Origin of the sequence: Pelobacter propionicus DSM 2379 (assembly GCF_000015045.1) — a bacterium.
In the GTDB taxonomy this organism is placed as follows: Bacteria; Desulfobacterota; Desulfuromonadia; order Geobacterales; family Pseudopelobacteraceae; genus Pseudopelobacter; species Pseudopelobacter propionicus.
On sequence record NC_008609.1, the window covers coordinates 2,986,846 to 3,011,070 of the forward strand.

The 24,225-nt window shown below is 61.2% G+C and carries 19 protein-coding genes and 1 tRNA gene; 15 read left to right on the forward strand and 5 right to left on the reverse strand.

Annotated features, from left to right (window positions below; translation table 11 throughout):
• The first annotated feature begins 116 nt into the window (after positions 1-116).
• From PPRO_RS13525 to PPRO_RS13535, 3 genes are all read left to right on the forward strand, one after another.
• Positions 117-686, forward strand: coding sequence for a peptidylprolyl isomerase (locus tag PPRO_RS13525; protein WP_011736581.1), 570 nt, complete (start codon positions 117-119; stop codon positions 684-686).
• A 71-nt stretch (positions 687-757) separates the two neighbouring features.
• Positions 758-1,495 carry a ComF family protein gene (locus PPRO_RS13530; RefSeq protein WP_011736582.1) on the forward strand — a complete coding sequence of 246 codons (738 nt, stop codon included), beginning with the start codon at positions 758-760 and terminating at the stop codon, positions 1,493-1,495.
• Between the two features lie 119 nt (positions 1,496-1,614).
• The gene (locus tag PPRO_RS13535; RefSeq protein WP_011736583.1) at positions 1,615-2,091 is read left to right on the forward strand and encodes an RrF2 family transcriptional regulator; all 477 of its coding nucleotides are present in this window, start codon (positions 1,615-1,617) and stop codon (positions 2,089-2,091) included.
• Between the two features lie 105 nt (positions 2,092-2,196).
• Here PPRO_RS13535 and PPRO_RS19670 read toward each other — a convergent pair whose 3' ends face one another.
• Complete coding sequence (locus PPRO_RS19670) at positions 2,197-5,691, reverse strand: DEAD/DEAH box helicase (RefSeq protein ID WP_011736584.1); 3,495 nt, start codon at positions 5,689-5,691, stop codon at positions 2,197-2,199.
• Positions 5,692-6,156: 465 nt separating this feature from the next.
• Between PPRO_RS19670 and PPRO_RS19675 the strand changes: the two genes are divergently transcribed.
• On the forward strand, positions 6,157-8,103 hold the full coding sequence (locus tag PPRO_RS19675) for an L-lactate permease (protein WP_011736586.1): 1,947 nt from the start codon (positions 6,157-6,159) through the stop codon (positions 8,101-8,103).
• Positions 8,104-8,417: 314 nt separating this feature from the next.
• On the opposite strand, the gene PPRO_RS13555 is transcribed toward PPRO_RS19675, so the two are convergent.
• Entirely contained in the window at positions 8,418-9,404 is a 987-nt protein-coding gene (locus PPRO_RS13555) for an NAD(P)H-quinone oxidoreductase (protein ID WP_011736587.1), read from the reverse strand.
• A 385-nt stretch (positions 9,405-9,789) separates the two neighbouring features.
• Between PPRO_RS13555 and surE the strand changes: the two genes are divergently transcribed.
• The 8 genes from surE to lptG all read left to right on the forward strand — a co-directional run bounded on the left by surE (position 9,790) and on the right by lptG (position 17,200).
• The gene (gene surE, locus PPRO_RS13560; RefSeq protein WP_011736588.1) at positions 9,790-10,533 is read left to right on the forward strand and encodes a 5'/3'-nucleotidase SurE; all 744 of its coding nucleotides are present in this window, start codon (positions 9,790-9,792) and stop codon (positions 10,531-10,533) included.
• A 34-nt stretch (positions 10,534-10,567) separates the two neighbouring features.
• On the forward strand, positions 10,568-11,215 hold the full coding sequence (locus PPRO_RS13565) for a protein-L-isoaspartate(D-aspartate) O-methyltransferase (RefSeq protein WP_011736589.1): 648 nt from the start codon (positions 10,568-10,570) through the stop codon (positions 11,213-11,215).
• 182 nt (positions 11,216-11,397) lie between these two features.
• Complete coding sequence (locus PPRO_RS13570; RefSeq protein WP_011736590.1) at positions 11,398-12,369, forward strand: sigma-70 family RNA polymerase sigma factor; 972 nt, start codon at positions 11,398-11,400, stop codon at positions 12,367-12,369.
• Positions 12,370-12,433: 64 nt separating this feature from the next.
• Positions 12,434-12,949, forward strand: coding sequence for an adenine phosphoribosyltransferase (locus PPRO_RS13575; RefSeq protein WP_041532834.1), 516 nt, complete (start codon positions 12,434-12,436; stop codon positions 12,947-12,949).
• A 102-nt stretch (positions 12,950-13,051) separates the two neighbouring features.
• A tRNA-Arg gene (locus PPRO_RS13580) sits at positions 13,052-13,128 on the forward strand.
• A 392-nt stretch (positions 13,129-13,520) separates the two neighbouring features.
• Positions 13,521-14,741 carry a Mur ligase family protein gene (locus PPRO_RS13585; protein WP_011736592.1) on the forward strand — a complete coding sequence of 407 codons (1,221 nt, stop codon included), beginning with the start codon at positions 13,521-13,523 and terminating at the stop codon, positions 14,739-14,741.
• A gap of 294 nt (positions 14,742-15,035) precedes the next feature.
• Positions 15,036-16,139, forward strand: a complete 1,104-nt coding sequence (lptF, locus tag PPRO_RS13590; protein WP_011736593.1) for an LPS export ABC transporter permease LptF — start codon at positions 15,036-15,038, stop codon at positions 16,137-16,139.
• The gene (gene lptG / locus PPRO_RS13595; RefSeq protein ID WP_011736594.1) at positions 16,136-17,200 is read left to right on the forward strand and encodes an LPS export ABC transporter permease LptG; all 1,065 of its coding nucleotides are present in this window, start codon (positions 16,136-16,138) and stop codon (positions 17,198-17,200) included. Before lptF ends, lptG begins: the two co-directional genes overlap by 4 nt.
• On the opposite strand, the gene PPRO_RS13600 is transcribed toward lptG, so the two are convergent.
• Entirely contained in the window at positions 17,197-18,168 is a 972-nt protein-coding gene (locus PPRO_RS13600) for a metallophosphoesterase family protein (RefSeq protein WP_232286648.1), read from the reverse strand. The two genes, lptG and PPRO_RS13600, sit on opposite strands and share 4 nt — an antisense overlap.
• Before the next feature lie 110 nt (positions 18,169-18,278).
• On the opposite strand from PPRO_RS13600, the gene PPRO_RS13605 reads away from it, so the two are divergent.
• From PPRO_RS13605 to PPRO_RS13615, 3 genes are read left to right on the forward strand one after another with little or no spacing between them, the layout of a single operon-like run.
• Positions 18,279-19,469 (forward strand): CDP-alcohol phosphatidyltransferase family protein, encoded by a 1,191-nt coding sequence (locus PPRO_RS13605; RefSeq protein ID WP_011736596.1) that lies wholly within the window; start codon positions 18,279-18,281, stop codon positions 19,467-19,469.
• A 31-nt stretch (positions 19,470-19,500) separates the two neighbouring features.
• Positions 19,501-20,484, forward strand: a complete 984-nt coding sequence (locus PPRO_RS13610; RefSeq protein ID WP_049759737.1) for a diacylglycerol/lipid kinase family protein — start codon at positions 19,501-19,503, stop codon at positions 20,482-20,484.
• A gap of 13 nt (positions 20,485-20,497) precedes the next feature.
• Positions 20,498-21,445, forward strand: a complete 948-nt coding sequence (locus PPRO_RS13615) for a hypothetical protein (protein WP_011736598.1) — start codon at positions 20,498-20,500, stop codon at positions 21,443-21,445.
• A gap of 141 nt (positions 21,446-21,586) precedes the next feature.
• On the opposite strand, the gene PPRO_RS19685 is transcribed toward PPRO_RS13615, so the two are convergent.
• A complete protein-coding gene (locus tag PPRO_RS19685; protein WP_011736599.1) occupies positions 21,587-22,315 on the reverse strand; it encodes a tetratricopeptide repeat protein in 729 nt (242 codons plus the stop codon).
• 17 nt (positions 22,316-22,332) lie between these two features.
• Complete coding sequence (locus PPRO_RS13625; RefSeq protein WP_011736600.1) at positions 22,333-24,057, reverse strand: ABC transporter ATP-binding protein; 1,725 nt, start codon at positions 24,055-24,057, stop codon at positions 22,333-22,335.
• Positions 24,058-24,225: the final 168 nt, after the last annotated feature.

Sequence of the window (24,225 nt, forward strand, 5' to 3'; positions counted from 1 at the left end):
CGCTTTGCCGGGCAGCCCCCCTGTTCCCAATGGTTGATCTGGACCGAGTCCTGTCGTATAACCATAAGCCATGGGTAGTATCGCGGTTTCATCATCCAAAAAAACGAGGAGTTGTCATGCTGAGAAGATGTGTCGTTGTGCTTTTTGCACTGCTGTTGTCGGCCAGCGTTGCCCTGGCGGAGGGAAAGGACAATCCGCTGCTGGTGATGGAAACCAGCCTGGGGAGCGTGAAGCTGGAACTGTTCCGCGACAAGGCGCCGCTGAGCGTCGCGAACTTTCTGGCCTACGTGGCCACCGGTTTTTACGACGGAACCATATTCCACCGGGTGATCCGGGGCTTCATGATCCAGGGGGGAGGATTCGATACGGAATTCAGAGAGAAGCCCACCCGGGCGCCCATCAGGAACGAGGCGGACAACGGACTCGAGAACAGGCGCGGAACCCTGGCCATGGCCCGCACTGCGGATCCGGGCAGCGCCACGTCCCAGTTCTTCATCAACCAGGTGGACAACCGGACTCTGAACCGCCCCTCTCCCGATGGTCATGGGTATGCCGTATTCGGCAGGGTTGTTGAAGGGATGGAGGTGATCGACAGGATCGCCAGGGTAAGGACCGGGTACCGCGGGGGATTTCAGGATGTGCCGCTGGAACGGGTGGAAATCAGGTCAATCAGGGTGATCAAATAATCGGGCGACGGTGCGCCGTCACCTGAAACACAGAGATGCCGGCTACGGCTGTCCGGTCGGGGGAGGAAGGGATGCACGAGAAAAACCGGAAGTCGTTTTTCACTGCCCTACTGAATTTCCTCCTCCCCCCCCACTGCCACGTCTGCGGGGAGTTCATCCCCCGGGCCGGCAGGCTGCACATCTGCAGCTCCTGCCGGGAGCGAATGCCAGCTCCCACGCAACCGATCTGCCCGATCTGCGGCATCCCCTTCCAGGGAGCCGGCCATGACCACCCCTGCCAATCCTGCCTGAAGCATCCCCCCCACTTCCACGCCGCCCGGGCCGCGCTGCTCCATGAGGGGCCGGTGCGCGACCTGATCCATGCGTTCAAGTACAACGCCAGGACCCACCTGCGCCGTCCCCTGGGGCTAGTGATCGTGGAGCAGTTGAGTGATTTCGTGACAGGGTGGCGGCCCGAGCTGATCATAGCGGTGCCGCTGCACGTAAGACGACTGCGCGGCCGGGGATTCAATCAGGCCCTGCTGCTGGCGGAGCTGCTGGCCAGGGAGTGGCGCATCCCGCTCCAGCGCCAGACTCTGCAACGGGTGCGCTGGACCGAACCGCAGATCAGCCTGACAGCCGGGCAGCGCCGGGAGAACGTCAGGGATGCCTTCAGGGTCAAAAACGCCTCCCTGGTGAGCGGTAAACGGGTGCTGCTGGTTGACGATGTGTTCACCACCGGCAGCACGGTGGAGGAATGCTCCAGAATCCTCATGCAGGCAGGAACAGGGGAGCTGCTGGTGGTAACCGTATCCCGGGTGGCCGACTGAAAGGAACGCGCGGCAAGGGAGAGAGGCGTTCGCAAGGCAGACGCTTTATTTTGTTGACAAAACAGGTGCATTTTCGTAACTCTTCTGCTTGATGTAGCACACCGCCACGGGAGGGAATCATGCGCCTGACAACCAAGAGCCGTTACGGTCTACGCGCCCTGTTCGACATAGCCTACAATTGCGGTACCGCGCCGGCCCAAATCCAGGACATCTCGCGGCGCCAGGACATCTCCCCCCGCTACCTGGAGCAGATCTTCCAGAACCTGAAACGGGCAGGTATCCTGAAGAGCAAGCGTGGTCCCCAGGGGGGCTATTTCCTGGCCAGGAGCCCGGACAAGATTACGATCCTGGAGATTCTCAACGCCACGGAACAGGATGTGCTGCTGGTGGAGTGCGCCGGCGCCACGGAGAAGAAGAGCAAACGCACGGGCGAATGCGCCCAGGAGGGGAGTTGCGTCACCCAGACGGTGTGGGAAGAGGCCAGCGCCCTGCTGGGCGAACTCTTCTCCGGCATAACCCTTCAGACCCTCTGCGAACGGGGTCAGGCCATGGGAGTCAAGCGGGAGGATGAGCACCGCTTCATGTACTACATCTGACCGCCGCCCGCGCACCCGAACCGGGCACATCCCCTGAGCCTATCCGTTTTCCGCCACACTCACCCTAAGCGACCTTCTCCCCCCTACGGGGTGCGTTTATCCGGGCTACCCCAGCAGAAAATCCAGATCTTCCCGGGTCAGACCGGCCCCCTTTCCCCCGCTTCCTTCCTCCAGTATGGCCCTGTACAGCTTTTGCTTCTGCTCCTTGAGCGCCATCATCTTCTCTTCGATGGTGTGCCGCATGATCAGGCGGGTGATGGTCACCTGGCGGGTCTGGCCGAGACGGTGCGCCCGGTCGGAGGCCTGATTCTCCACCGCCGGATTCCACCAGGGGTCCAGGTGGTAAACATAGGTGGCTCGGGTCAGGTTGAGTCCCTTGCCGCCGGCCTTGAGGCTGATCAGAAAGACCAGCGGGCTGTCGGAATGCTGGAACCCCTGCACCAGCCGCTTGCGCTGCGGCGTGGGGGTGGAGCCGTCCAGGCGCAGGTTGGGGAGGTGGTGACGTTTCAGGGCCTCCTCGACCATGTCCAGGTAGGAGGTGAACTGGGAGAAGACCAGCACGCTGTGCCCCTCGTCACGCAGTTCGGCGAGCTGCTCCACCAGAAAATCGAGTTTGGGGGACGAATCCGACGATCCGGGCAGGGCCAGCGACGGGGCCAGACAGATCTGGCGCAGCCGCAGAAGCGCGGTCAGGGCGATGATGCGCGCCTGGCCGGGTGAACGGCTGGAAAAGGCCTCGTTGATCTGGCCACGCACCTCTTCGATGGTGCGCTGGTAGAGCGCCCTCTGTTTCGGCGACAGCTCCAGGAGGATGTCGGTCTCGATCTTCTCCGGCAGGTCGGCGGAGATCAGCTGTTTGTTGCGGCGCAGCACAAAGGGGCGGGTGCGGCGCAGCAGGATTTCCAGGCCCGCCTCCCCCTGGCCGGCCACCCGGCGGCGGAATTCCTCCGGCGTGCCCAGCAGACCGGGGAGACAGAGGTCCATGACGGCGTAGTACTCTTCTATGCGGTTTTCCACCGGCGTACCGGTCAGCGCCAGCTTGAAGACGCCCGCAAGGCGCCGGGCCGCGCCGGTGGTGGCGGCCTTGAGGTTCTTGACCACCTGGGCCTCGTCGAAGATGATCACGTTGAAGCGCAGGTTGCCCAGCGTTTCGATGTCCCTCTGGACAATGCCATAGCTGGTCAGGATGATATCGTGATCGCCGAAGTCGTCGCAGGAACGGCCCGGCCCGGCGTAGATCAGAAGCGACGCAGCCGGGAAGAAGCGGGCCAACTCGCTCTCCCAGTTGAAGATCAGCGAGGGGGGCACCACGATCAGGTGCGGGGCATGGGCCTCGGCACCGCAGGCGATGGCGCCGTCGGCGATCCCCGCCAGCAGCGAGATGCCTTGGACGGTCTTGCCCAGCCCCATGTCGTCGGCCAGGCAGGCGCCGAAGCGGTGTTCGTAGAGAAAGGCCAGCCAGTGGTAGCCGTCGCGCTGGTAGGGACGCAGGGTGGCGTTCAGGCCGGACGGCAGCTGACGACGGGGGATACGTTCGAAGTTTACCAGGCTCTCCAGCACCTGGGCGTCCCCGGGGGCCAGGCGCACCCTGACGCCATGGCTGCGCAGCTGGAGCCAGTCCAGGATCTGCAGGCGGGGGATCCTGGCCACCCGCTGCCCCCCCTTCTTCCTCCGTTTGCCGGGCGCGACCACACCGGCCAGCATGGCCAGTATGCGGGCGCTCATGTCGTCGATCAGGATCAACCGCCCATCCCGCTGCAGGACACCTCCCCGGGCCAGTTGCTGCAACTCATCGCCGCTGATCAGCTCGCCATCGCAGCGGATCTCGGGGCGCAGCTCAAACCAGTCCAGCGTGCTGGTGGTTGCGTCCAGGGAAAAATCCCACACCGCGCTGGCCAGCGGTTCATCCCCCACCCTGAGTAAAAAGCCCTCCTGCTGGAGCCTGTCCGCCAGACGGGGCAGAACGGCCAGCAGCGCCTCCCGCTCGACCATCATCCCCTCGTACTCGTCCCAGGTATCACTGAGCTCACTGCCGAAGAAATCGTACAAAATCCTCATCAACCGGATCTGGGCCAGCCGGTCATCCTCTGAGAAGCGCCAGCCATCCGCCAGGGCCTGGACCATGATCGGCTTCCTGCCCCGCTCTTCGACAAATCTGTTCAGTATCTGGCGTGCGCCGCTCTTGGTAGCGCGCTTAAGGTAATCCGGCCCGCTCAGCGCCGTCTTTATGACGTTCCTGGCGGCAGCGGGCGTGTCAGCATCCCCGAGGACAAAACAGGCCTCCACGATGGAGCGCACCCGCTTTTTCGCCTTGAGCGGCGCCGGCAGGTGCGCGCGCCGCAGCGGGTCGAAGTAGCCGAACAGGTCGCTGGAAAAGGGATATCTGGCGCCATCACAGGAGACTTGCGGCCTGAGACTGATCAGGGGAGCATCAAGCCGGGACGGCAGATCCAGCAGACAGAACGCATCCCTACGCACCAACGCGTCGGCCGCAGCCCCCTCCTGGTGGAAGAGCAGCGATTCCCCGAATGACCGCTCCAGATTCTGGGCCAGCCGCAGGCAGAGTCCGTTGAAGTGCTCGCGCTCCGTAACGAGACGGTTGGCTCCCGAACTGAGCAGCGCCTGCCCATTGTCGGGCCGCTCCCCTGAGGCGCACTCCCCCCCTCTCTGACGCAGGGCCTCCCCGATAGTGTCCCAGATGCGCCAGACAGCAGCGTCCACCAGAGGATGAATCCCGCCCCCCTCCAGGTCCAGCAGCAGTTCCTGGGCGGCGATGATACTGTCCGGCATTTCGCCGGTGCCGTCGACCATGCGTGTAATGGAGACCCTCCCCTCCTCCAGCGCAAAGGAGAGGCAGGCCCGTCGCGGCGCCTCGGGCCGCAGGACCAGGGGGCATTCGCTGCCCGAACCGTCGCGGAAGACGATCGGATAGCGCCTGCCGGTGGCCGACATGACCGCGGCCAGATGGCGCATGGTCGCATCGAAAATGGGGTAGCGCTGGATGCAGAGCATGACGTCGCGGGGGACTCCGACCGTCCAACGCTGAACCCGTTCGCCACCACGCCTGAACGCGCCGTACAGCCTGCCGTAGTCGGCTTCCAGCACAAAGCGGATCAGGCTATCCCCCGTTACCGCGCCGCTCGAAGCGGTGTTGGCTCCTGCCGGGAGCGGGGAGGCGGCGGCAATTCTCTCAGTTGTACTGCCGGCAACATCCGGGCAGACGTTGAGCAGATCTGCCAGATCGTTCAACACCCAATCACTTATCCTGATTTGGGAAAAGGACGAGGGGGTCAGGATCCGTTTCAGCTGGATCCAGGTAACAACCACATGGGGACACTGGGACTGTTTCGTCCATGCGACGCAACTGCAGTGCGGGACGAGCCGGTCCGTGGCGGTGAAGGTAACCCGCTGCCCGTCGACGCAGACGAGCGTCAACACGGAGTTGTCGCCCCACTCGGCGCGGGCAACGACGGCACTGTCACAGCGGCCGGCGGCGGCCACGAGGTGCGGCTTGGAAGCCAGATAGTAGAGCAGGCCCGGCTCAGTCCGTCGCAGCAGAAGGAGCGGCAAGGGGAGTTTTTCGGGAGGCGCTTCGGGCATCGGATTTGTGTATCACTTTACGGTGGTATAATCAAGGATCGGGGAAACCGGTCACAACGCGCGTTCAGACAACGGACAATCCATCCCGCGGCCACACTCCCCGGCTCCCCTAGGAGCATTCGCCCTCCGCGAAAAAGACCACTAAGTGGTAAGACCTTCGCCCCAGCACGATGCCAGACTGCATCAAGATTCCTGCTTTCGTAGTACAGAATATGCCGCCTCAGGCGCGCTTTAATGTCGCTCCTAAGCTCGTATTTTTCTACGCACCACACATTATTGCCCTTTCTTATGGCATGGTTACAAATACCAGCCTATCCTGCGCACAAGGGAATACGCACCATTATCAAAAGACGGTATACGATTCGTTTTTTTGTCTTGACAGCGATAGGCCAAAAAGGATAATTGGTAATGCAAGTTTACGAGTTACCCAAAAACAACCACACCCATAAAAGGAGGGAGTAAAACATGCCGTGGATTCAGACGTATACACCGGTAGGAGGAAGCATTGGTATGTCGGCGCTGGTTGCCGCCATACCGCTAGTGATCATTTTTGTTTGTCTGGCTGTTCTCAAGATGAAGGCCCACAAGGCCACGCCGATCGCGGTGGGAGCGGCATTCATAATTGCCGTCACCATCTGGGGCATGCCTGCCGACCTGGCGGGCTGGGCCTTTGTGCAGGGGGCTGGTTTCGGCCTCTTTCCGGTCTTCTACATCGTTCTGACAACCCTGTTCCTGTACAACATCACCGTCAAGGGGGGCCAGTTCGAGATCATCCGCGCATCCCTGGCCGGTGTTACCGCTGACCGTCGCATCCAGGCCCTGTTGATCGCTTTCTGCTTCGGCGCATTCATCGAGGGCGCGGCCGGCTTCGGCACGCCGGTTGCCATTGCCGGCGCCACCCTGGTGGGCCTGGGATTCCGTCCCATCTATGCCGCCAGCGTCTGCCTGATCGCCAACACCGCGCCGGTGGCCTTCGGCGCCATCGGTATCCCGGTCGTGGCCCTGGCAGGCGTCATGGGCTATACCGATGAGGGTTTTAAGCTGTCCAAGATGATCGCCCACCAGCTCCCCTTCATCTCGGTCTTCATCCCCTTCTACACCATCCTGATCATGGTCGGACTGAAGAAGACCCTGGAAGTTCTCCCGGCAGTCATTACCTGCGGCGCAACCTTCGCCTTCCTGCAGTGGATCACCGCCAGCTACCTTGGCCCCTATCTGCCGGACATCACCGCCTCCCTCGGCTCCATGGCCGCCCTGGTCATCCTGCTGCAGTTCTGGCAGCCCCCCACCACCTATCACTTCGACCATGAGGAAATGGCCACCAAGGAAGAGCACGGTTATACCGGCGCCCAGATCTTCCGCGGCTGGGCCCCCTACCTGGCCCTGACCATCTTCGTCCTGCTCTGGGGTCTGCCGTCGGTCAAGAAGTCTCTCGACAACATCTACAAGCAGGTCATCACCGTCACCGGCTACCATGAAAAAGTCATCAAGGGCGTATCCAAGCCTGAAGACGGCCTGACAAAGGCCGAAGCGGTCAAAACGGAAGTCAACAAGCTGCTGGCTGAGCTGCCCGCTTCCGAGCCGAAACTGGCCGACGCCATCGCCAAGCTGAACGAGCTGAAGACCCAGGAAGAAGCGATCGTTCCCATCGAGCAGGGACTGGCCGGCAAGGGAGCTGTCCTGACCGACGAGCGCTTAGCCGCCTTCGATGCCATCAACAAGAACTCCGGCGCCATAACCACGATGACCGCCGACCTGGAAAAGGAAAACCTGATCGTCAAGGACCAGTTCAAGCCGCTTGAGAAGGCTCTCAAGGGCCAGCTGCCCACCAAGATCGCCGCAAAATACACCTTTAACTTCCTGTCCGCGGCCGGCACCGCCATCCTGATCGCCGCCTTCCTCTCCTCCTTCATCTGCGGCGTCGGCATGGGCGACGTAATCGGCATCTTCGGCAAGACCTGCAACGCCATGAAGTTCCCGGCCATCACCATCGCCGGCGTGCTGGGCCTGGCCTACATCATGAACGTCTCCGGCATGACCAACTGCCTGGGCCTGGTCTTCACCAAGACCGGCCACTGGTTCCCGTTCGTGGCCCCGTTCATCGGCTGGCTGGGGGTCTTCCTGACCGGTTCCGACACCTCCTCCAACGTGCTCTTCGGCGGCCTGCAGAAGGCAACCGCCGAATCACTGGGCCTGAGCCCCACCCTGATGGGCGCATCCAACACCTCCGGCGGCGTCATGGGCAAGATGATCTCCCCCCAATCCCTTGCAGTTGCCTGCGCAGCCTGCAACATGGTCGGCGAGGAGGGCACCCTGTTCCGCTTCACCCTCAAGCACTCCCTGTTCCTGACGGCAATCGTCGGCGTCATGGTCTACCTGCAGGCCTACTACCTGCAGTGGATGATCCCCTGATAATGGGACGGATATAACGACCACCAACGTGGGTTGAACTGAAAAAGCCGGTCGGGATTAAATTCCCGGCCGGCTTTTTCAGTTCGCTGCACAATAGCTGCATCAAGTGGTGCAACAGACTGTTTCCGATACAACGCGTTTCCAGGCCTAGCTGCCGCCGGGGCAAAGTTCATCCGTCCCACACGGGCATGATCTTCAGTGGCTATCCTGGCCTTCGGTCAACCCGCCCCATCCTCCCGTAATCACAGATTCCGGAAAAAAGAGCCCCTGGCGACCAGCACCAGGGGCTCTTGATCCATTGCATTGCAGGAAACCTACTGTATCTTCAGCACGATCTTGCCGAAATGGCGGTCCTCTTCCATCATGCGGTGGGCCTCCACCACCTGATCGATGGTGAAGACCTTCTCGATGATCGGCACAATGGTACGGTCGGCGAATTTGGGCAGGGCCCGACGGGTGAACTCAGCCACGATTTCCCCCTTCTCCGAGACCGGGCGAGAGCGGAGCACGCTGCCGATGATCTGCTGGCGCTTGACCATCATCAGGGCCAGGTTCAGCTCTGCCTTGATGCCGCTGGTAACGCCGATAACCACCATGCGCCCCTTGTAGGCCAGGGAGTTCATGTTGGGTGCCAAGTACTTGGCGCCGATGTGGTCAAGGATCAGATCGACCCCCTTCTTGCCGGTATACTCCTTGACCAGATCGCTGAAATCGGGGGTCTCGCGGTAGTTGATCAGGAAATCGGCACCGACCTGTTTTACCCGCTCCATCTTCTCGGGAGAAGAGGTGACGATCAGACGGCAACCAGGGGTCAGGGCACGACAGAGCTGGATCGCCGCAGTGTTGACCCCGCCGCCGCCGCCATGCAGGATGGCGGTCTGGCCATCCTTGAACTCGCCCAGGATGAATACGTTCAGAAAGGCGGTGATGGAGGATTCGCAGACGCAGGCAGCCTCTTCGAAGCTCATGCTCTCAGGGATGGGCATCAGGTGGCTGGCATAGGCCACGGCATACTCGGCATAGCCGCCGCCTCCCACCAGCGACATGACCCGATCCCCCTTCTTCCAACCGATGACGCCGGCTCCCAGCTCCTCGATGACGCCGGCCACCTCCAGGCCGAGGATATCGGAATCGCCCGCTGGCGGCGGATACTTGCCTTGACGCTGCACCATGTCGGGGCGGTTGATGGAGGTGGCAAACGTCTTCACCAGCACCTGTCCCTCACCCGGCACGGGACGCTCGACCTCTCCCAGCCCGAGAACCTCGATTCCACCGAAACCATCCATCAAAACAGCTTTCATGGGTATGACCTCCAGACAGCAAGAATATGTGTAACCGACGACAGAAGACGACTCCCGCAAAGCGCCAGGAATCCGCAAAAATGTAGCCGCTTCACCCGGATTTGTAAACACAAAACCTGTCCGTGCCCCCGATGACGAATCGCGCACAGCCGGAAAAGGAGGCAGCACCAGGAACAAGAGTCGGTCTGATGTGCACACCACGGAAGCCGCCCAACAGCTGCCCTGCCCCGAAAGGCACGACGCGATTCATTTCAGGTACTGATCAGTACAAAGAGAGAGCACCGATGGCGGATAAACGGCAGCTAGGATGGTTCCTTGATTTTTGGATATTTTTCTGCCATAACTGGCTGGTTTTGAAGGCACAAAAACCAACCGGATAGATCCTATGCATATTATGGTAACCAACGACGACGGCATCCAGGCCCCGGGCATCCAGGCACTTGCCTCGGCCCTGCGGGTTTTGGGCGAGGTAACCGTCGTGGCGCCCGACCGGGAGCGGAGCGCCGTGGGACATGCCCTGACCCTGAACTCCCCCCTGCGGGTATTCGAGTTGCGTGACGGCTTCTACGCCGTGGACGGCACCCCAACCGACTGCGTCAACATGGGCATCCACAGCCTGCTCCCCTTCCGACCCGACCTGATCGTCTCCGGGATCAACCACGGCGCCAACCTGGGCGACGACGTGACCTACTCCGGCACAGTGGCGGCCGCCATCGAGGCGACCCTGATGGGCATCCCGGCCATCGCCGTCTCCCTGGCCACACAGGAGCGGAGCGGCCATTTTCCCGAGGCTGCCCAGATTGCCGTCCGGGTGGCCCGCCAGGTCTTGTCAAACGGCCTCCCCGAGGACACCTTCCTGAACGTCAACGTTCCCGACTGCCCCGCTGAAGAGATCAGGCCGCCGCTGGTCACCCGCCAGGGCAAGCGTTCCTTTGTGGGCAACGTGATCGACAAAACCGACCCCCGCGGCCGCAAGTACTACTGGATAGGCAGCGGTGAGGCGGACTTCAACGATTACGAGGGGACCGACTTCCACGCCATCAACAGGAAACATGTCTCGATTACGCCACTGCACCTGGACCTGACCAACTACGCATCCATGAAGGTGATCACCACCTGGGTTTTTTAGCGCCGCCGGCCCGTGCGGGCACCTGGAGCATTGCATGAATTTCGATAGAGCACGTAAAAAGATGGTTCAGGAACAGATCGCGACCCGCGGAATCACCGACCGCCGGGTGCTGGACGCCATGCTGAAAACACCGCGCCACATCTTCGTCCAGGAGGCCATGGCGGCCCAGGCCTACAGCGACTCTTCACTGCCGGTGGGGGAGAAGCAGACCATATCCCAGCCTTATACCGTGGCACTGATGACCGAACTGCTGGAGTTGACCGGCAGGGAAAAGGTGCTGGAGATCGGCACCGGTTCCGGCTACCAGACGGCTATCCTGGCCGCCCTGGCCGATCGCGTCTATACCGTGGAGCGGATCCGCCCCCTGGCCCTGCGCGCCAGAAAGTGCCTGGACTCCCTGCGCCTGTTCAACGTCATGCTGCGCATCAACGACAGCGAGGGGAGCCCCATCGGCTGGGATGAGGAGGCCCCCTTCGACGCCATCATCGTCACCGCCGGGGCTCCGGCGGTTCCCCAGGTACTCACGGACCAGTTGGCCGTTGACGGCCGCCTGGTTATTCCGGTGGGAGACGAACGGGAACAACGTTTGGTGAAAATTGTCAGGAAGAACGACGGAACACTGGAAACGACGACATCCATCGGCTGCCGCTTCGTGCCGCTGATCGGCAGACAGGGGTGGTAGCGCCCGCGTGCTTCACAACAGCGAGCGGGCGAAGATACAGCTATCACCGACAGAGATGACGGGTCGGCCTGCCACGGCGAGATAACCCGCGGCACATGGCCCTGGCGATCTCTCCGCGCTCTTCGCGCCTGGTGTGATTCAGCAACTATTTCAGCTTCACGCGAAAAGGGGGATATGGGCGAATGAAAAACGAAGACTCTCTGCTGGACAACGGGTTTTCCCTGGATGAGCCTCATGCCGCTTCGGAACTGGTTGCCAACGACACCGAAGAGCCGTCGACGTTCAGCGAAGAAGAAGAGGGCAGCGATGACCATGCCGAGGCGGAGCTGCCCCCGGCGGTGCTGGAAACCTTTGACGACGCCATCAAGATCTATCTGCGGGACATCCAGCGCACCCCGCTTTTGACCGCCGAGCAGGAAAAGGAGGTGGCCCGGCAGATAGAGAAGGGTGACATGGCCGCCCGCAACAAGATGATCGAGTCCAACCTCAGGTTGGTGGTCAAGATCGCCAAACGCTACATCAACCGCGGCCTCCCCTTCCTGGACCTGATCGAGGAGGGCAACCTGGGGCTGATCAAGGCGGTGGAGCGCTTCAACCTGGCCAAAGAGTGCCGCTTTTCCACCTACGCCACCTGGTGGATACGCCAGGCCATCGATCGGGCACTGGTCAACCAGTCCCGCACCATCCGCCTGCCGGTTCATGTATCAGACGACATCAACCGCATGGCCAAGGTCACCCGCCGGCTGTCCCAGACCCTGCAACGTGAGCCCCATGCCCATGAGATCGCCGAGGAGATGAACGTCAAACTGGCCTATGTGCGCAGGCTGATGACCCTCTTGCGGCGCACCTGTTCCATGGAGACGCCCATCGGCGACGGCAGCGACTACTTCCTGATCGACACCATCGAAGACACCTCCATGGTCGCCCCGTCGGACCTGCTGGAGAACATCGATCGCTACGAGCAGATCTCCGAGCACTTCAAGGAGTTGAGCGAAAGCGAACAGAAGATCCTGGCGCTGCGCTTCGGCCTGGACGACAAGGAACCCCAAACCCTGGACACCATCGGCCGAAGCTTTGGCGTAACCAGGGAGCGCATCCGCCAGATCGAGGCCAAGTCTCTGGAAAAGCTGTACGCCTGCGTGAAGCCCACCTAGCCGGCAAAGCACGGAGAAGCGGACCAAGCCGAACAATCAAACACAGAGGAGCATTCCCCGTATGATGGAAGACCTGAAGAGCATCATTCGCGACATCCCCGATTTTCCCAAGAAGGGTATCGTATTCAAGGATATAACCACCCTGCTGCAGGATGCCCAGTCCTATCAGCGCATGATCGACCTGATAGCACACCGCTACGTGGGGCAACGCGTTGACAAGGTGGTGGGGGTGGAGGCACGCGGCTTTATAATCGGCGCCGCCCTGGCCTATAAGCTGTGCGCCGGCGTGGTACTGGTGCGCAAACCGGGCAAGCTCCCCTCGGAGACCTTCAGCAAGACCTACTCCCTGGAGTACGGCACCGACACCCTGGAAATTCACCGCGACGCCATCAAACCGGGCGAGCGGGTGCTGATCGCAGACGACCTGCTGGCAACCGGTGGCACCATGGCGGCCGTGGTGGACATGGTGCTGAGCATGAGGGCCGAAATAGTGGATTGCTGCTTCATGACCGAACTCAACTTCCTCAACGGCCGCTCCAAGCTACCGGCCGGCAAGGTATACTCGCTGCTCAACTTCTGATCGATGGGCATCCGCATGACACCAGCAGTGCCTCGCCGTCCACAGCGAAATACAGTTGAAAGCACCGCGCAACTCTGGTATACATAGCTCTCTTTCCCACCTGTCCCCGTAGCTCAGCCGGATAGAGCACTTCCCTCCTAAGGAAGGGGTCGGACGTTCGAATCGTCTCGGGGACGCCAAATTTTAAAAAGGTCATTTCCGCTCCCGGAAGTGACCTTTTTTCTTTCGTACTCCCGGTTTGATTCCGCAAGCAGATCAAAGTGTTTCCTGAAGTTTGGCCTGAACTCCCCACTGCCGAAAGTGGAGTTCGAATACACCTGACTAAGCAATTTGCGCTTTTCATCGGAAACCTGCCGCACATACAGGCTGGAGGCCTTTTGAGCGAGTTCGAGTAAACGCATTCGTCTCTTGACAAGAGGATACCGGATGAAGCTTATTACCAAGGACTGAAGCAGGTGCAGCGGGCGACCTGACACCAAAAACGACAAAACATCAGGTTTGTCTCCCCCTCGACCACATCAGGTTAGGCCACCTCCACCCGGACAGCGCTGCCAGGAAAGGATTGCGAAAGATGACGACCCCACGAAAGAAGATCCACTGGCTGAAGACCCGGTGGCAATTCCTTAGATATTTGATATGTCGGCGCTTTTATGACAAAACCACGGCAATTGCCGTAACGGGCAGCTGTGGCAAGACCAGCACCACCCATTTTCTGGGAAAAATCCTCTCGGACAGAGACTCATGCCGCATTGGCATCTTATTCAACTGCCGGAAGGCTATTATAAAAAACCTGCGCCGGGTGAACAGCTCCCACCGTTTTGTGCTCCAGGAAGTGGGGGTAGAAGGGACGGGATGCATGAATGAAAGATTACCTCTACTTCGTCCCCGCATCGGCATTGTGACAAGTGTCGGCCAGGACCATTACTGCAACTTTCGGACGCTGGAGGCAACCGCGTTCGAAAAAGGAAAGCTGATCGAATTTCTCCCAGAATCCGGAGTGGCCGTACTCAACGCCGATGATCCCCATGTGCTCGCCATGGCCCGGCGTTCCAAGGCGCGCGTCCTGACCTACGGGCTATGGGAGGAAGCGGACGTGCGCGGCAGCGACATACGCTGCGCCTGGCCGGAACGCCTGTCACTGGCCGTTACGTACCAGGGTGAATCCGTACGCATCGAGACCGGTTTGTTCGGAAGCCTGCTGGCCAGTTCCATCCTGGCGGCAGTCTGCGGCGCCCTTGCGGCCGGGATCGACCTGAAGCAGTGTGCCGCGTCCCTTCACGCCGTGGAGAGTTTTCCGCGCAGGATGACGATCCACGCCACCTCGCAACGGGCTTGGTACATCTGCGACACAGCCAAAGCTCCGTACTGGACTGTTGCCAAGGTGCTCGAGCCGATGACCGATGCCGCTGCTCCCCGAAAGACGGTCGTGTTCGGCTCGTTTTCAGATACATCAGGCTCATCCTCAAGCAAATACCGCAGCATGGCCAGAGAGGCGCTGAACGTTGCGGACAGGGTCTTTTTCGTTGGAAACAAGGCTCAGCACATTAGAAGGTTGCTCACCCCCGAGACGGATGGGCGGCTCTTCATGGTGGAATCACTCCAGGCGGCAGCCCGTCTTTTGGCCGAGGATGTGGTTGCCGATGAGCTCATCCTGATCAAATCCTCGAACATGGAACATGCCGAACGCCTGTATTTCAGTCAAGACCGTCTCCTTAACTGCTGGAAGCCAACCTGCCGCCAGTCCATCAGCTGCGAACACTGTCCGGAGAGCGGGCTGCGGGCCTCATCCTGACAATGCCGTTCCCGCTCCAACGGCTTCCCGGGAATCCTGGGCACGGAACCGCCGTTTCCTGGTTGAAAGCTCGGCCCAACTCTGCTATACATGACCCGTTCTTTCTCACTGTCCCTCGTAAAAAGAGAAACGTCCATTCTGGCGCACAGGGAGAGTGATGGACACAGGAGCCGGCACGATAAGCACTTACAAGATCATATTGTAGGTGCTTTTTTACTGCCTCATACTGCGGAAACCGCCGCCGTTGAGATTACCCGTCACGATGTTCACTGACCGCGAAAGACCGAGATTACGTTGATTATCGAACGTTACATAGTGCGTGAAATCTGCGCGCCCCTGGTGGTTATCTGCACGGTGCTGATCATGATCTTCTCCGGCTTCAGCGCCGTCCGGTTCCTCAACGACGCCGTCAACGGCCTGCTCTCGGGCGGAACGGTCGTCGCCCTGGTCTCGCTCAAGGTGTTGATCGCCCTGGAAGTCCTGATTCCTGTCACGCTCTATCTGGCCATCGTTCTCGCCCTCAGCCGTCTGTATGCCGATGGCGAGATCACGGCCATGGAGGCGGGCGGCCTCAGCCAGAAAAAGTTGATCAGCGCTGTTCTCTTCCTCGCCATTCTGCTTGCCCTTATGGTTACCGGACTTTCCCTCCATGCACGCCCCTGGGCCTACGGGAAGATGTATCTGCTGGAGACCAGGGGGCAGAACGAGTTCGATATCGCCAAGGTGGAAGCCGGCCGGTTCTACGAACTCAGCCACAATCTGGTGTTCTTTGCCGAAAAGCTCGACCCGGCCAGAAACCAAGCCCGTAATGTGTGGGTGTGGGAATTCGGACCGGAAAAGCGCAGGGTGACCAGCGCCCGATCAGCATTCCAGACAAACGGCCCGGGCGAGGGGCAAAAGGCAATCGTCTTCCAGGAAGGCTCCCACTATAGCCTGAACCTGAAAACCGGAACGGATCACCTGGTCGGGTTTCAGGAAAACGTGCTCCAGCTGGAACCGCCCCAAATCCCGCCCGCAAAATACAGGCGCAAGGCGGCCTCCACGGAACATCTGGCCACGTCCACGGATCCGGCGGACATCGCGGAGCTGCAGTGGCGCTTTTCCACCGGCATCTCCACCGTGCTGATGGCCCTGCTGGCGATCCCCTTGAGCCGGGTCGCTCCGCGGCGCGGCAAATACGGCAAGGTGGTCGCGGCCATCATCCTCTTCTTCGTCATTTACAATCTGAGCCTGATCGCCAAGACCTGGGTTGAAAAGCAGGTGGTGGGCGCCGTGCCCGGCATCTGGTGGGTCACGCTGCTGAATGCCGGTCTGGTGCTGTTCCTGCTCCCCGTCCAGAGCCCCCTGCGGAAGCTCCGACTGCGCCGGGTCCGAACCAGCGGAGGGGGAACGCCGTGAAGATTATCGATCGTTACCTGGGCCGCAGCTTTGCAAGCTGCTGGCTCAGCGTCAATCTGATTCTGGCCGGGCTGCTCAGTTTTTTCGAACTGGCCAAACAGCTGGACGACATCGGCAAGGGGCGCTACGACGTAAGCGACGCCCTGCTGTACGTGAGCCTGACACTTCCCGGACGCATGCTGGAGATGGCTCCACCCAGCGCTCTTTTGGGAAGCATTATCGCCTTGGGATTGCTGGCAAAGAACCAGGAACTGACCGCGCTGCGGGCGGGCGGGATATCCGTCCAGCGCATCGGCTGGACCTTCATGAAGCCCGCCGTTCTCACGCTGCTCGTTCTTCTGCTGGGAGCCCAGTTCATCATCCCCACCCTCGAACAGACCGCCTGGACCCGGCGCGAAACAGCTCTTTCGAAATCGGGAACGCTCCTGCCACGGGGCGGTTTCTGGACCAGAGACGAGCGGCGCTTCATCAACCTGCGGACCGCCCGGGACAACGGAGTACAGGCCGTGGATATCTACGAATTCGATAACCGGGATGCCCTGACCGGTTACATCCATGGCAGGGAAACACGCATCGGAGCCAATGGAAACTGGGAACTGCACCATGTGCTGCGCAAGGAGATCACGGAACAGGGAGATTCGGTCCGCGCACTGCCCAGGCTGGTCCTCCCCCACCTGCTCACCCCTCAACAGACAGCCGCACTGACGCTCCCCCCCCAGACCCTCTCCATTTCGGAGCTGTCAGGCACCATCAGCAACCTCCAGAAGAGGGAGCAGAATGCCGGGCGCTACCTGCTGGCGCTCTGGCAGAAGCTGACCCTGCCGGTGATTACGGCGGCAATGATAATGCTCTCCCTCCCCCTGGTATGCAGACCGGCCCGCAGCGCCAGCCTTGGCTGGCATATCATGATCGGTGCCATCTTCGGCGTGGTGTTCTTCTACCTCAACCAGATACTGGGTTACACCGGCCTTATCCTCCAGGTTTCTCCGTTCTGGACCACCCTCTTCCCCGCCCTGGCCGTTCTCGCCGGAGGCGCAATCCTGACGAGAAGAATCGTCTAACCGGCTGTTCTCCCGATCGCAGGTGCGGGCAGAAGCAGTTCCCGCTCCCGGGCTAGCACGAAGCGGCTTTCCCGGTGGGAGTAGATACGAACGCTCAGCAGCACCTCCCATACGTCTCCCCTGCGCCGGAAACGGTACAGGGTGTAGCTGGCGGTGCGGAGCGGAGCCGACTGCGAGGACGAGGACGAGGACGAGGAAACGCCGAAGACCGGCACCGTCCCGGCAACCAGTTCCCGCTCCATGGATACGTGCGCGTGACCGTGCAGGATCAGCTCGGCCCCCTGGCGGCCGATGACCGCGGCAAAACCGCTGGCGTCGGTCAGGCGCTTGCGCCAGGCAATACTGCCGGGAACGGGTGGATGGTGGAGCAGGACAACGCGCAGGAGGCCGCGCCGCCCGGTCTGTTCCAGCAGATCTTCAAGTCTGTCCAGCTGTTCTTTGCCCAGACTGCCCACAGCCATGAAGGGCAGGCTCGGTCGGGCAGTGGAGAGCCCGATCAATGCCACGCCCCCCCGCACGCGCAGGCGCGGATAGACGCCGTCCGCCACTGCCCCGTCCCCGGCCAGGTAATCGGCCCATCTGCCAAAGGTCTCACGCCAGGGGGCAGCCACATAGCACTCATGATTTCCGGGCACGACCATGACCCTCGCCGGCGAACCCACCCGCTCCAGCCAGCGAGCCGCCTGACGGAACTCGTCGGGCAAGCCCAGGTTTGTCAGGTCACCGGTTATGGCCACATGGTCCGGGGCTGCCTGGGCCAGATCGTTCAGCAATGCGTCGAGGACGTGGGGGCAATGAATGTGACGGCGGCGGCGATACCAGGAGAAGTAGCCCAGCAGGCGTTTGTTCAGAAGATCACGGGGGTGAACCCCGGGCAGAGGGGAGAGGTGCGGATCGGAGAGATGGGCGAGAACAAACGGACCGCCATCACACAGACCGGCACCCGCATCACTGTCACCGCCCCGCACGGCAGGATTTGGCTTTACAAAATGCATCGGGCCATAATAAAGTGTAATGTTTTTTTTTACAATCGACTTTGTCCGTCGACTTGAGACCACTAACCATTCCGAGAATCCCTATGACCGTACACGCCATGATCTCCGCGGAGAGCCCCGTTCAACTCTGGGGGCTCTCCAGTCGCCAGCGTCTGGAACGCATGCTGAAAAAAATGAACGTCGTTAACTGGACTGATCAGCCCGACACAGTCCCCCCCGGGGACACGCTCCTGCTGCTGCGCGGTGACTACCTGTACGACGAGCGCCTGATCCGCGGCCTGCTCCAGAAACCCGGCACCGTCCTCCGGGCGGGAGACAAGCCGGTGGCCGCCCATGTCGAGACCGGCGATGCAGCGGGGAGCCTCGCCCTTCTCGATGGCTCGAAACATGCCGGCGAGTTTCCGGACTTCTGTTTCGAAACCCCGCAGTCGCTGGGGGTCAATCACCAGATCACGCTTCGCAAGGTAGACGCTCCCTACCTGCTGCCGATCAGCCCGAAAAACCAGCGCAGACTGGAGCAGCGCCTCTTCTCAGGCTCCTACAAGGGGGTCACCGACCTGGTTACCAAATGGCTCTGGCCCCGTCCCGCCCAGGTGGTGACCCGTTTCTGCGCCAACAACGGCATCACTCCCAATCAGGTGACCTCCCTAAGCCTGGTCCTAGTCATCATCGCCGGCCTGCTGTTCTACCAGGGCTCCTTCGCCCTCGGCCTTCTGGCAGCCTGGGGCATGACCTTCCTCGACACCGTGGACGGCAAACTGGCCAGGGTCACGGTCAACTCCAGCCAGTTCGGAAACATATTCGACCATGCCATCGACCTGATATCCCCCCCGCTCTGGTACCTGGTCTGGGGGCTGGGGCTATCCACCTGGCAACCGGGGATCGACCTGTCGCTCAAGTCCGCCTTCGGCCTGATCTTCATCGGCTACATCGCCGGTCGCATCGTGGAGGGGATTTTCAAGCAGTTCCTCGAATCCTCCGGTATCTTCTGCTGGCGCCCCTTCGACTCCTATTTCCGCCTGATCACCGGGAGACGCAACCCCAACCTGATCCTGCTCAGCGCAAGCCTCCTGGTCGGACGGCCCGACCAAGGGTTGCTGGCGGTGACCATCTGGACCCTGATCTCCAGCATCATCCTGGTCGTGCGCCTGCTCATGGGCTTCTGCATGCACCTGACCGGCACTCCCCTGCGTTCCTGGCTCCTGGACGTCGACCCCGCGACCCCCAACCCCTCACTGACCCAGCGCTGCTTCACCAACATTGCCCGTGACTAGGAGCCGCTCCCCGCTGAAAAGCGGCCAACGGGTGATTCCCGGAGCAGGTGCAGCCGACAAAGGCATCAGCATCGGCATGATCAGCAACCCCTTGAGCGGTGGGAACAAACAGGGGATTGGCCGAATAAGAACCTACCTTGCCAACCATCTGCACATCCGCGCCGCCGAGGCCACCACACCCGGGGAACTGCATGCGGTTCTTGACGATTTCAGCGCCCGCGGTGTCGATCTGCTCATTATCAACGGAGGCGACGGAACCGTCCAGGCCGTGCTGACCGCCCTGTTGGGCCAACCGGGCGCCACTCCCCTTCCCCTGCTGGCTCTGCTGCGGGCGGGAACCACCAGCATGCTCGCCCGGGACGTGGGTGCGCGCGGCGAACCGCTCGTTGCCCTGAAAAAGATCCACGCCTGGAGCATGGACAGGGAGCGCGATCCGAGACACATCCACGAACGCCCGGTACTGAGGGTCATCCAGGAAGACAACGGGGAATCCCCCTGCGGGATGTTCTTCGGCGCCGGCGCCATTCCCCGGGGCATAGACATATTCCACAGCAGCATGAACCCGCAGGGCATACGCGGGGAGCTAATGCCGGGGTTGACCTCGCTTCGACTCCTGCTGGCGGCTTTGTTCGGCAACGTCAAACTCCTGCCTCCAACCGACATGGCTATCCGCCTGGATAAAACCCCGACACAGGGAACCAGCTACCTGTTTGCCATGGTCAGCACCCTGGAGCGCCTCTTTCTCGGCCTGCACCCCTTCTGGGGAAAGGAGACAGCCCCCCTGCATTTCACCGCCCTGAAATGGAAAGCACCCCGGTTCCTGCGCAACCTCCCCTTCCTGCTGCGCGGTGTCCCCACCGCCACCGCCACGGAGGAAAACGGCTATTTCAGCAATAACGCCGCCAGGATCACCCTCGACTTCAGGGGCCCATTCACCCTGGACGGCGAGATCTTTCAGGCGCGCTCGCCACTGACCATCGAACCGGTGGGACCGGTACGTTTCCTGAGAATCTGATGACGGGAATTCGATGAACAACGACAACCAGTTGAAAACTGCCGTGGGGGAGTGGAGCCGACGTACGGTGCCGCCGGAGGTGTGTGCGCTGGCTGAAGCTGCCAGACAGCGTCATGGGGGGGTCGGTGCCGTGCTGTTCTACGGCTCCTGCATGCGCTGCGGGCGTTTCGATGAGGGTATCGTCGATCTCTACCTGCTGGTGGACGATTACCATCGCGCCTTCGACTCGCGCCTGCAGGCGTTGTTGAACCGTCTGCTGCCGCCAAACGTCTTTTATCTTGAGGTCGCCCATGGGGGGAAAACCCTACGGGCCAAGTATGCGGTCCTCACCCTGGATGACTTTGCCAGGGGAGCCCGGCAGTGGTTTCATTCCTACATATGGGGGAGGTTCGCCCAGCCATCGGGCCTGGTCTACGCCCGCGACGGGGAAAGCGCCGCACGGGTTCAGGAGGCATTGGCGGATGCGGTGTGCAGTTTCCTGCGCCGCGCCCTGCCCCAGGCTCCGGAACGATTCACCATCCGCGAGCTCTGGATCAGGGGACTGAGCCTGAGCTACCGCTGCGAACTTCGTTCGGAAAATCCCGCTGCCACGGCGCGGCTTTTTGACGCAGCTCCCGACTACTATGAGGCGGTCACCCACGGGTCGCTTCAGGCCATGGGCCTAACCATGGAAGCCCTGCCCAACGACGGGCCGCCCCGCTACCACCTGCGCATTTCCCCCTGGGAGAGGAAGCGCAACAGCCTGGCCTGGCGTTTGCGCCAGACCCAGGGAAAGACGCTCTCTGTCGCAAGGCTGCTCAAAGGGCTCCTGACCTTCGAAAACGGGGTGGACTACATCCTGTGGAAGATCGAGCGCCATTCCGGCATCCGTGTAGAGAGCAGCCCCGCCTTGAGCCGTTTCCCCCTGATTTCCCTCTGTGTCACCTTCTGGAGGCTGTTCCGCAAGGGCGCCTTCCGCTAAGTTCAGCCCCCGACAGGGAACGCGGATCAAATCTGAAAAGGCGGGAAACGGCTGGACAAAAGAATCGAAATGCGAGACTCGATCCTGTCTTTTCCGCCTCTTCCGCTGATTCCGCGTTCCATCTCCCTCCGCTGCCCCCTTCTACCAGCTGACCAGTTTCCGGCGCGCCTTCTCCAGATCCTCGGTCTCCTCGGGGATCGTCACCGGCAGCTTCAGCGCCAGCCGCAACTGCTGGACGGCAGCTTCACGTCTCCCCATGTAGTAGTAGACCTTGGCCAGACTGTAGCGGTGTACGATACGGTCTCTTATCGCGATCGCCCGCAGCAGAAGCAGCTCGGCCTTCTCCATGGATGCCTGGGGCAAGCCGCCGTAGACCAGCTTGACCACCCCCCTGGTCCAGGGCTTCAGCGAGGCGACCTTGTAATGCCAGCGGCTGAGCACCAGCAGGGAGATATCGTCATGGGGATCGAGGGCAAGCGCCTTTTCGATATTTTCCTTGACGCGGCGCGACAACTGGATCTGGTCCCTCACTGCGGCATCCTCCGCCTGGGCGCCCAGGGCGATGGCCAGCCACTTGTACCCCTCGTCACCCCGCGGGTCAACGGCGATGGCCTGCTGGGCATAGTGCTCGGCTTGCCGGAAATAAGTCGCCTTTTCCCGTCCATTCCCGCTTGTCCGACCACGTTCATACTGAGCGCTGGCCTTTTGCCACAGGGCCGCCGAAGCCTTCGCAGCCCCCTCCCTGAGCCGATTCGCCTGCTCAGTCGTTGATCGAGCCGAAGAGGGACGGGTTACCGCACAAGCGGGGTCGACCATGGCGACCATGGCCAAACACGCAACCGGAAAAATGACGGGGAGATATCTCTTCAAGGGGCGCCCTCCTCTTATCAGGCGACTGAGGCCTGTGCGGATCCGGGCAGTTGGCCACGAATCGTTTGTTCCTCGATACGGTAGATCTGGTCCGCCACCTGTACCAGAGCGGGCTGGTGGGAGATGGCAAGCATAGTGACCGTGCCGCGCAGACGCATGAGCGTCGCGCAGATCGCCCGCTCGCTCTCGGGGTCGAGGGCGCTGGTGGCCTCGTCCAGAATCAGAAGGCGCGGGCGATGTGCCAGGGCCCTGGCGATGGCGATGCGCTGCCGCTGGCCACCGGAAAGCTTGGAGCCGCGCTCTCCCACGACGGTGGCCATCCCCTCCGGCATGGCCGACACGAACTCCCAGGCGCCGGCGGCGCACAAGGCCTCCTTGGCCTCATTCTCGCCCAGCGCAGGATCGTCAAGGGTCACATTGGCCAGAATCGAATCGTGCAGCAGCACGGTGTCCTGGGGAACATAGCCGATCTGGCCGCGCCAGAACTTCATGTCCATATCGGCCAACGCCACGCCATCGATCAGCACGGCTCCCTGTTGCGGTTGCAGAAGGCCAATCACCAGATCCACCAGCGTGGTCTTGCCCGCCCCGGAGGGACCGATAACCGCGGCGCAGGAACCGGCAGGGATCTCCAGGGAGGCCTCCTTGAGCACGCACCCGGCCCCACCTTCATAGCTGAAGCCGACCCGATCGAAGCGGATACTCCCGTTCAGCGTCACCTGTCTGCGCCCAAGATTCGGCTCCTTCTGGCGCACGGCCTCGTCGATCTTCTTGCGCAGAGACCAGAAGGCGCTCTCACTGGAGGCCATGTCCTGAAACTTCTGCTGCAGTTTCTTCTGTTCGCCGAAAAGCCGCACCACCAGAAAGACCAGCATCATCACCTTGGGAAGATCATACTTCCAGACCACCAGAGAAAGGTACAATCCGGCCATGATCAACATCATCAGGATCGGCTCCTGCAGGCTCTTGAGCGTCGCCTTGCTGGAGACCTGTTTGCGCAGGGCGCGGTTGAGTTTGACCGTATCCGCCTCCAGCATCCGTTCCGCCAGCTGCTCCCGCCCCATGGCCTTGAGCGGCTTGACCGACTGCAGGTTATCGGCCAGTCGGGAGAGGAGAGAATGCATGAGAGCCGTCTCCTGCCTGCCGGCTTTTTTCGTCCGCTGTACCAGGCGGTTGAGCAGGAACATAAGCAGGGAACCTGCGGCCAGCGCCGCGAGACTCACCTTCCAGGAGACCAGCAGCGCCACAACCGCATACACGGCTGCCGTCACCATGTAGGTGATCGCCAGTGTTCCCTGCAGATAGGCCGAAGAGGCGCGCATGACCTCGCTGGAGATGGCGTTGGTCAGGCCGCCCATGGGCTGGGTCAGATAGTACTCCCAGCGGGTTCCCAGAAGCGCCCGCAGCAGCGAGAGGCGCAGGTCCGTGGCCACCCGGGCGACGGTATAGCCGACCTTCCGGTCGGCGAACAGCACCAGACCGCTCTTCAGGAGCACGCCGGCAACCATGACAAACAACAGGGTGGACACCGTCGGCGTAATACCGAAAAACTGCAGGGCCGAGGTAACGGTCTTGCCGACTCCGGAGCTCAGCTTGCCGTTGTTGCCGCTGACGGCAAGATTGAGCATCGGCAGCAGGGCGGTCAGGCTGAGCCCCTCCATCACTCCGGCCAGAAGCTGGGCCAGAAGCATGACCAGGGTCTGAATGGGGTAGGCCCTGATAAAGAAAAGCATGATACGCATGAAATTGTCCTTGGAATTCTGCGGAAAAATGTAGGTGACGCGACGTTTCTGTATAGCACGTTACCCACTTCAAGGGAAGCGGACAGGATATTACCGGCAAAAAACAGTTGAAAAGGAACCATCAAATAACATATTGTTAATAGTTCGAGCCGCCCTATGCCTCTGTCC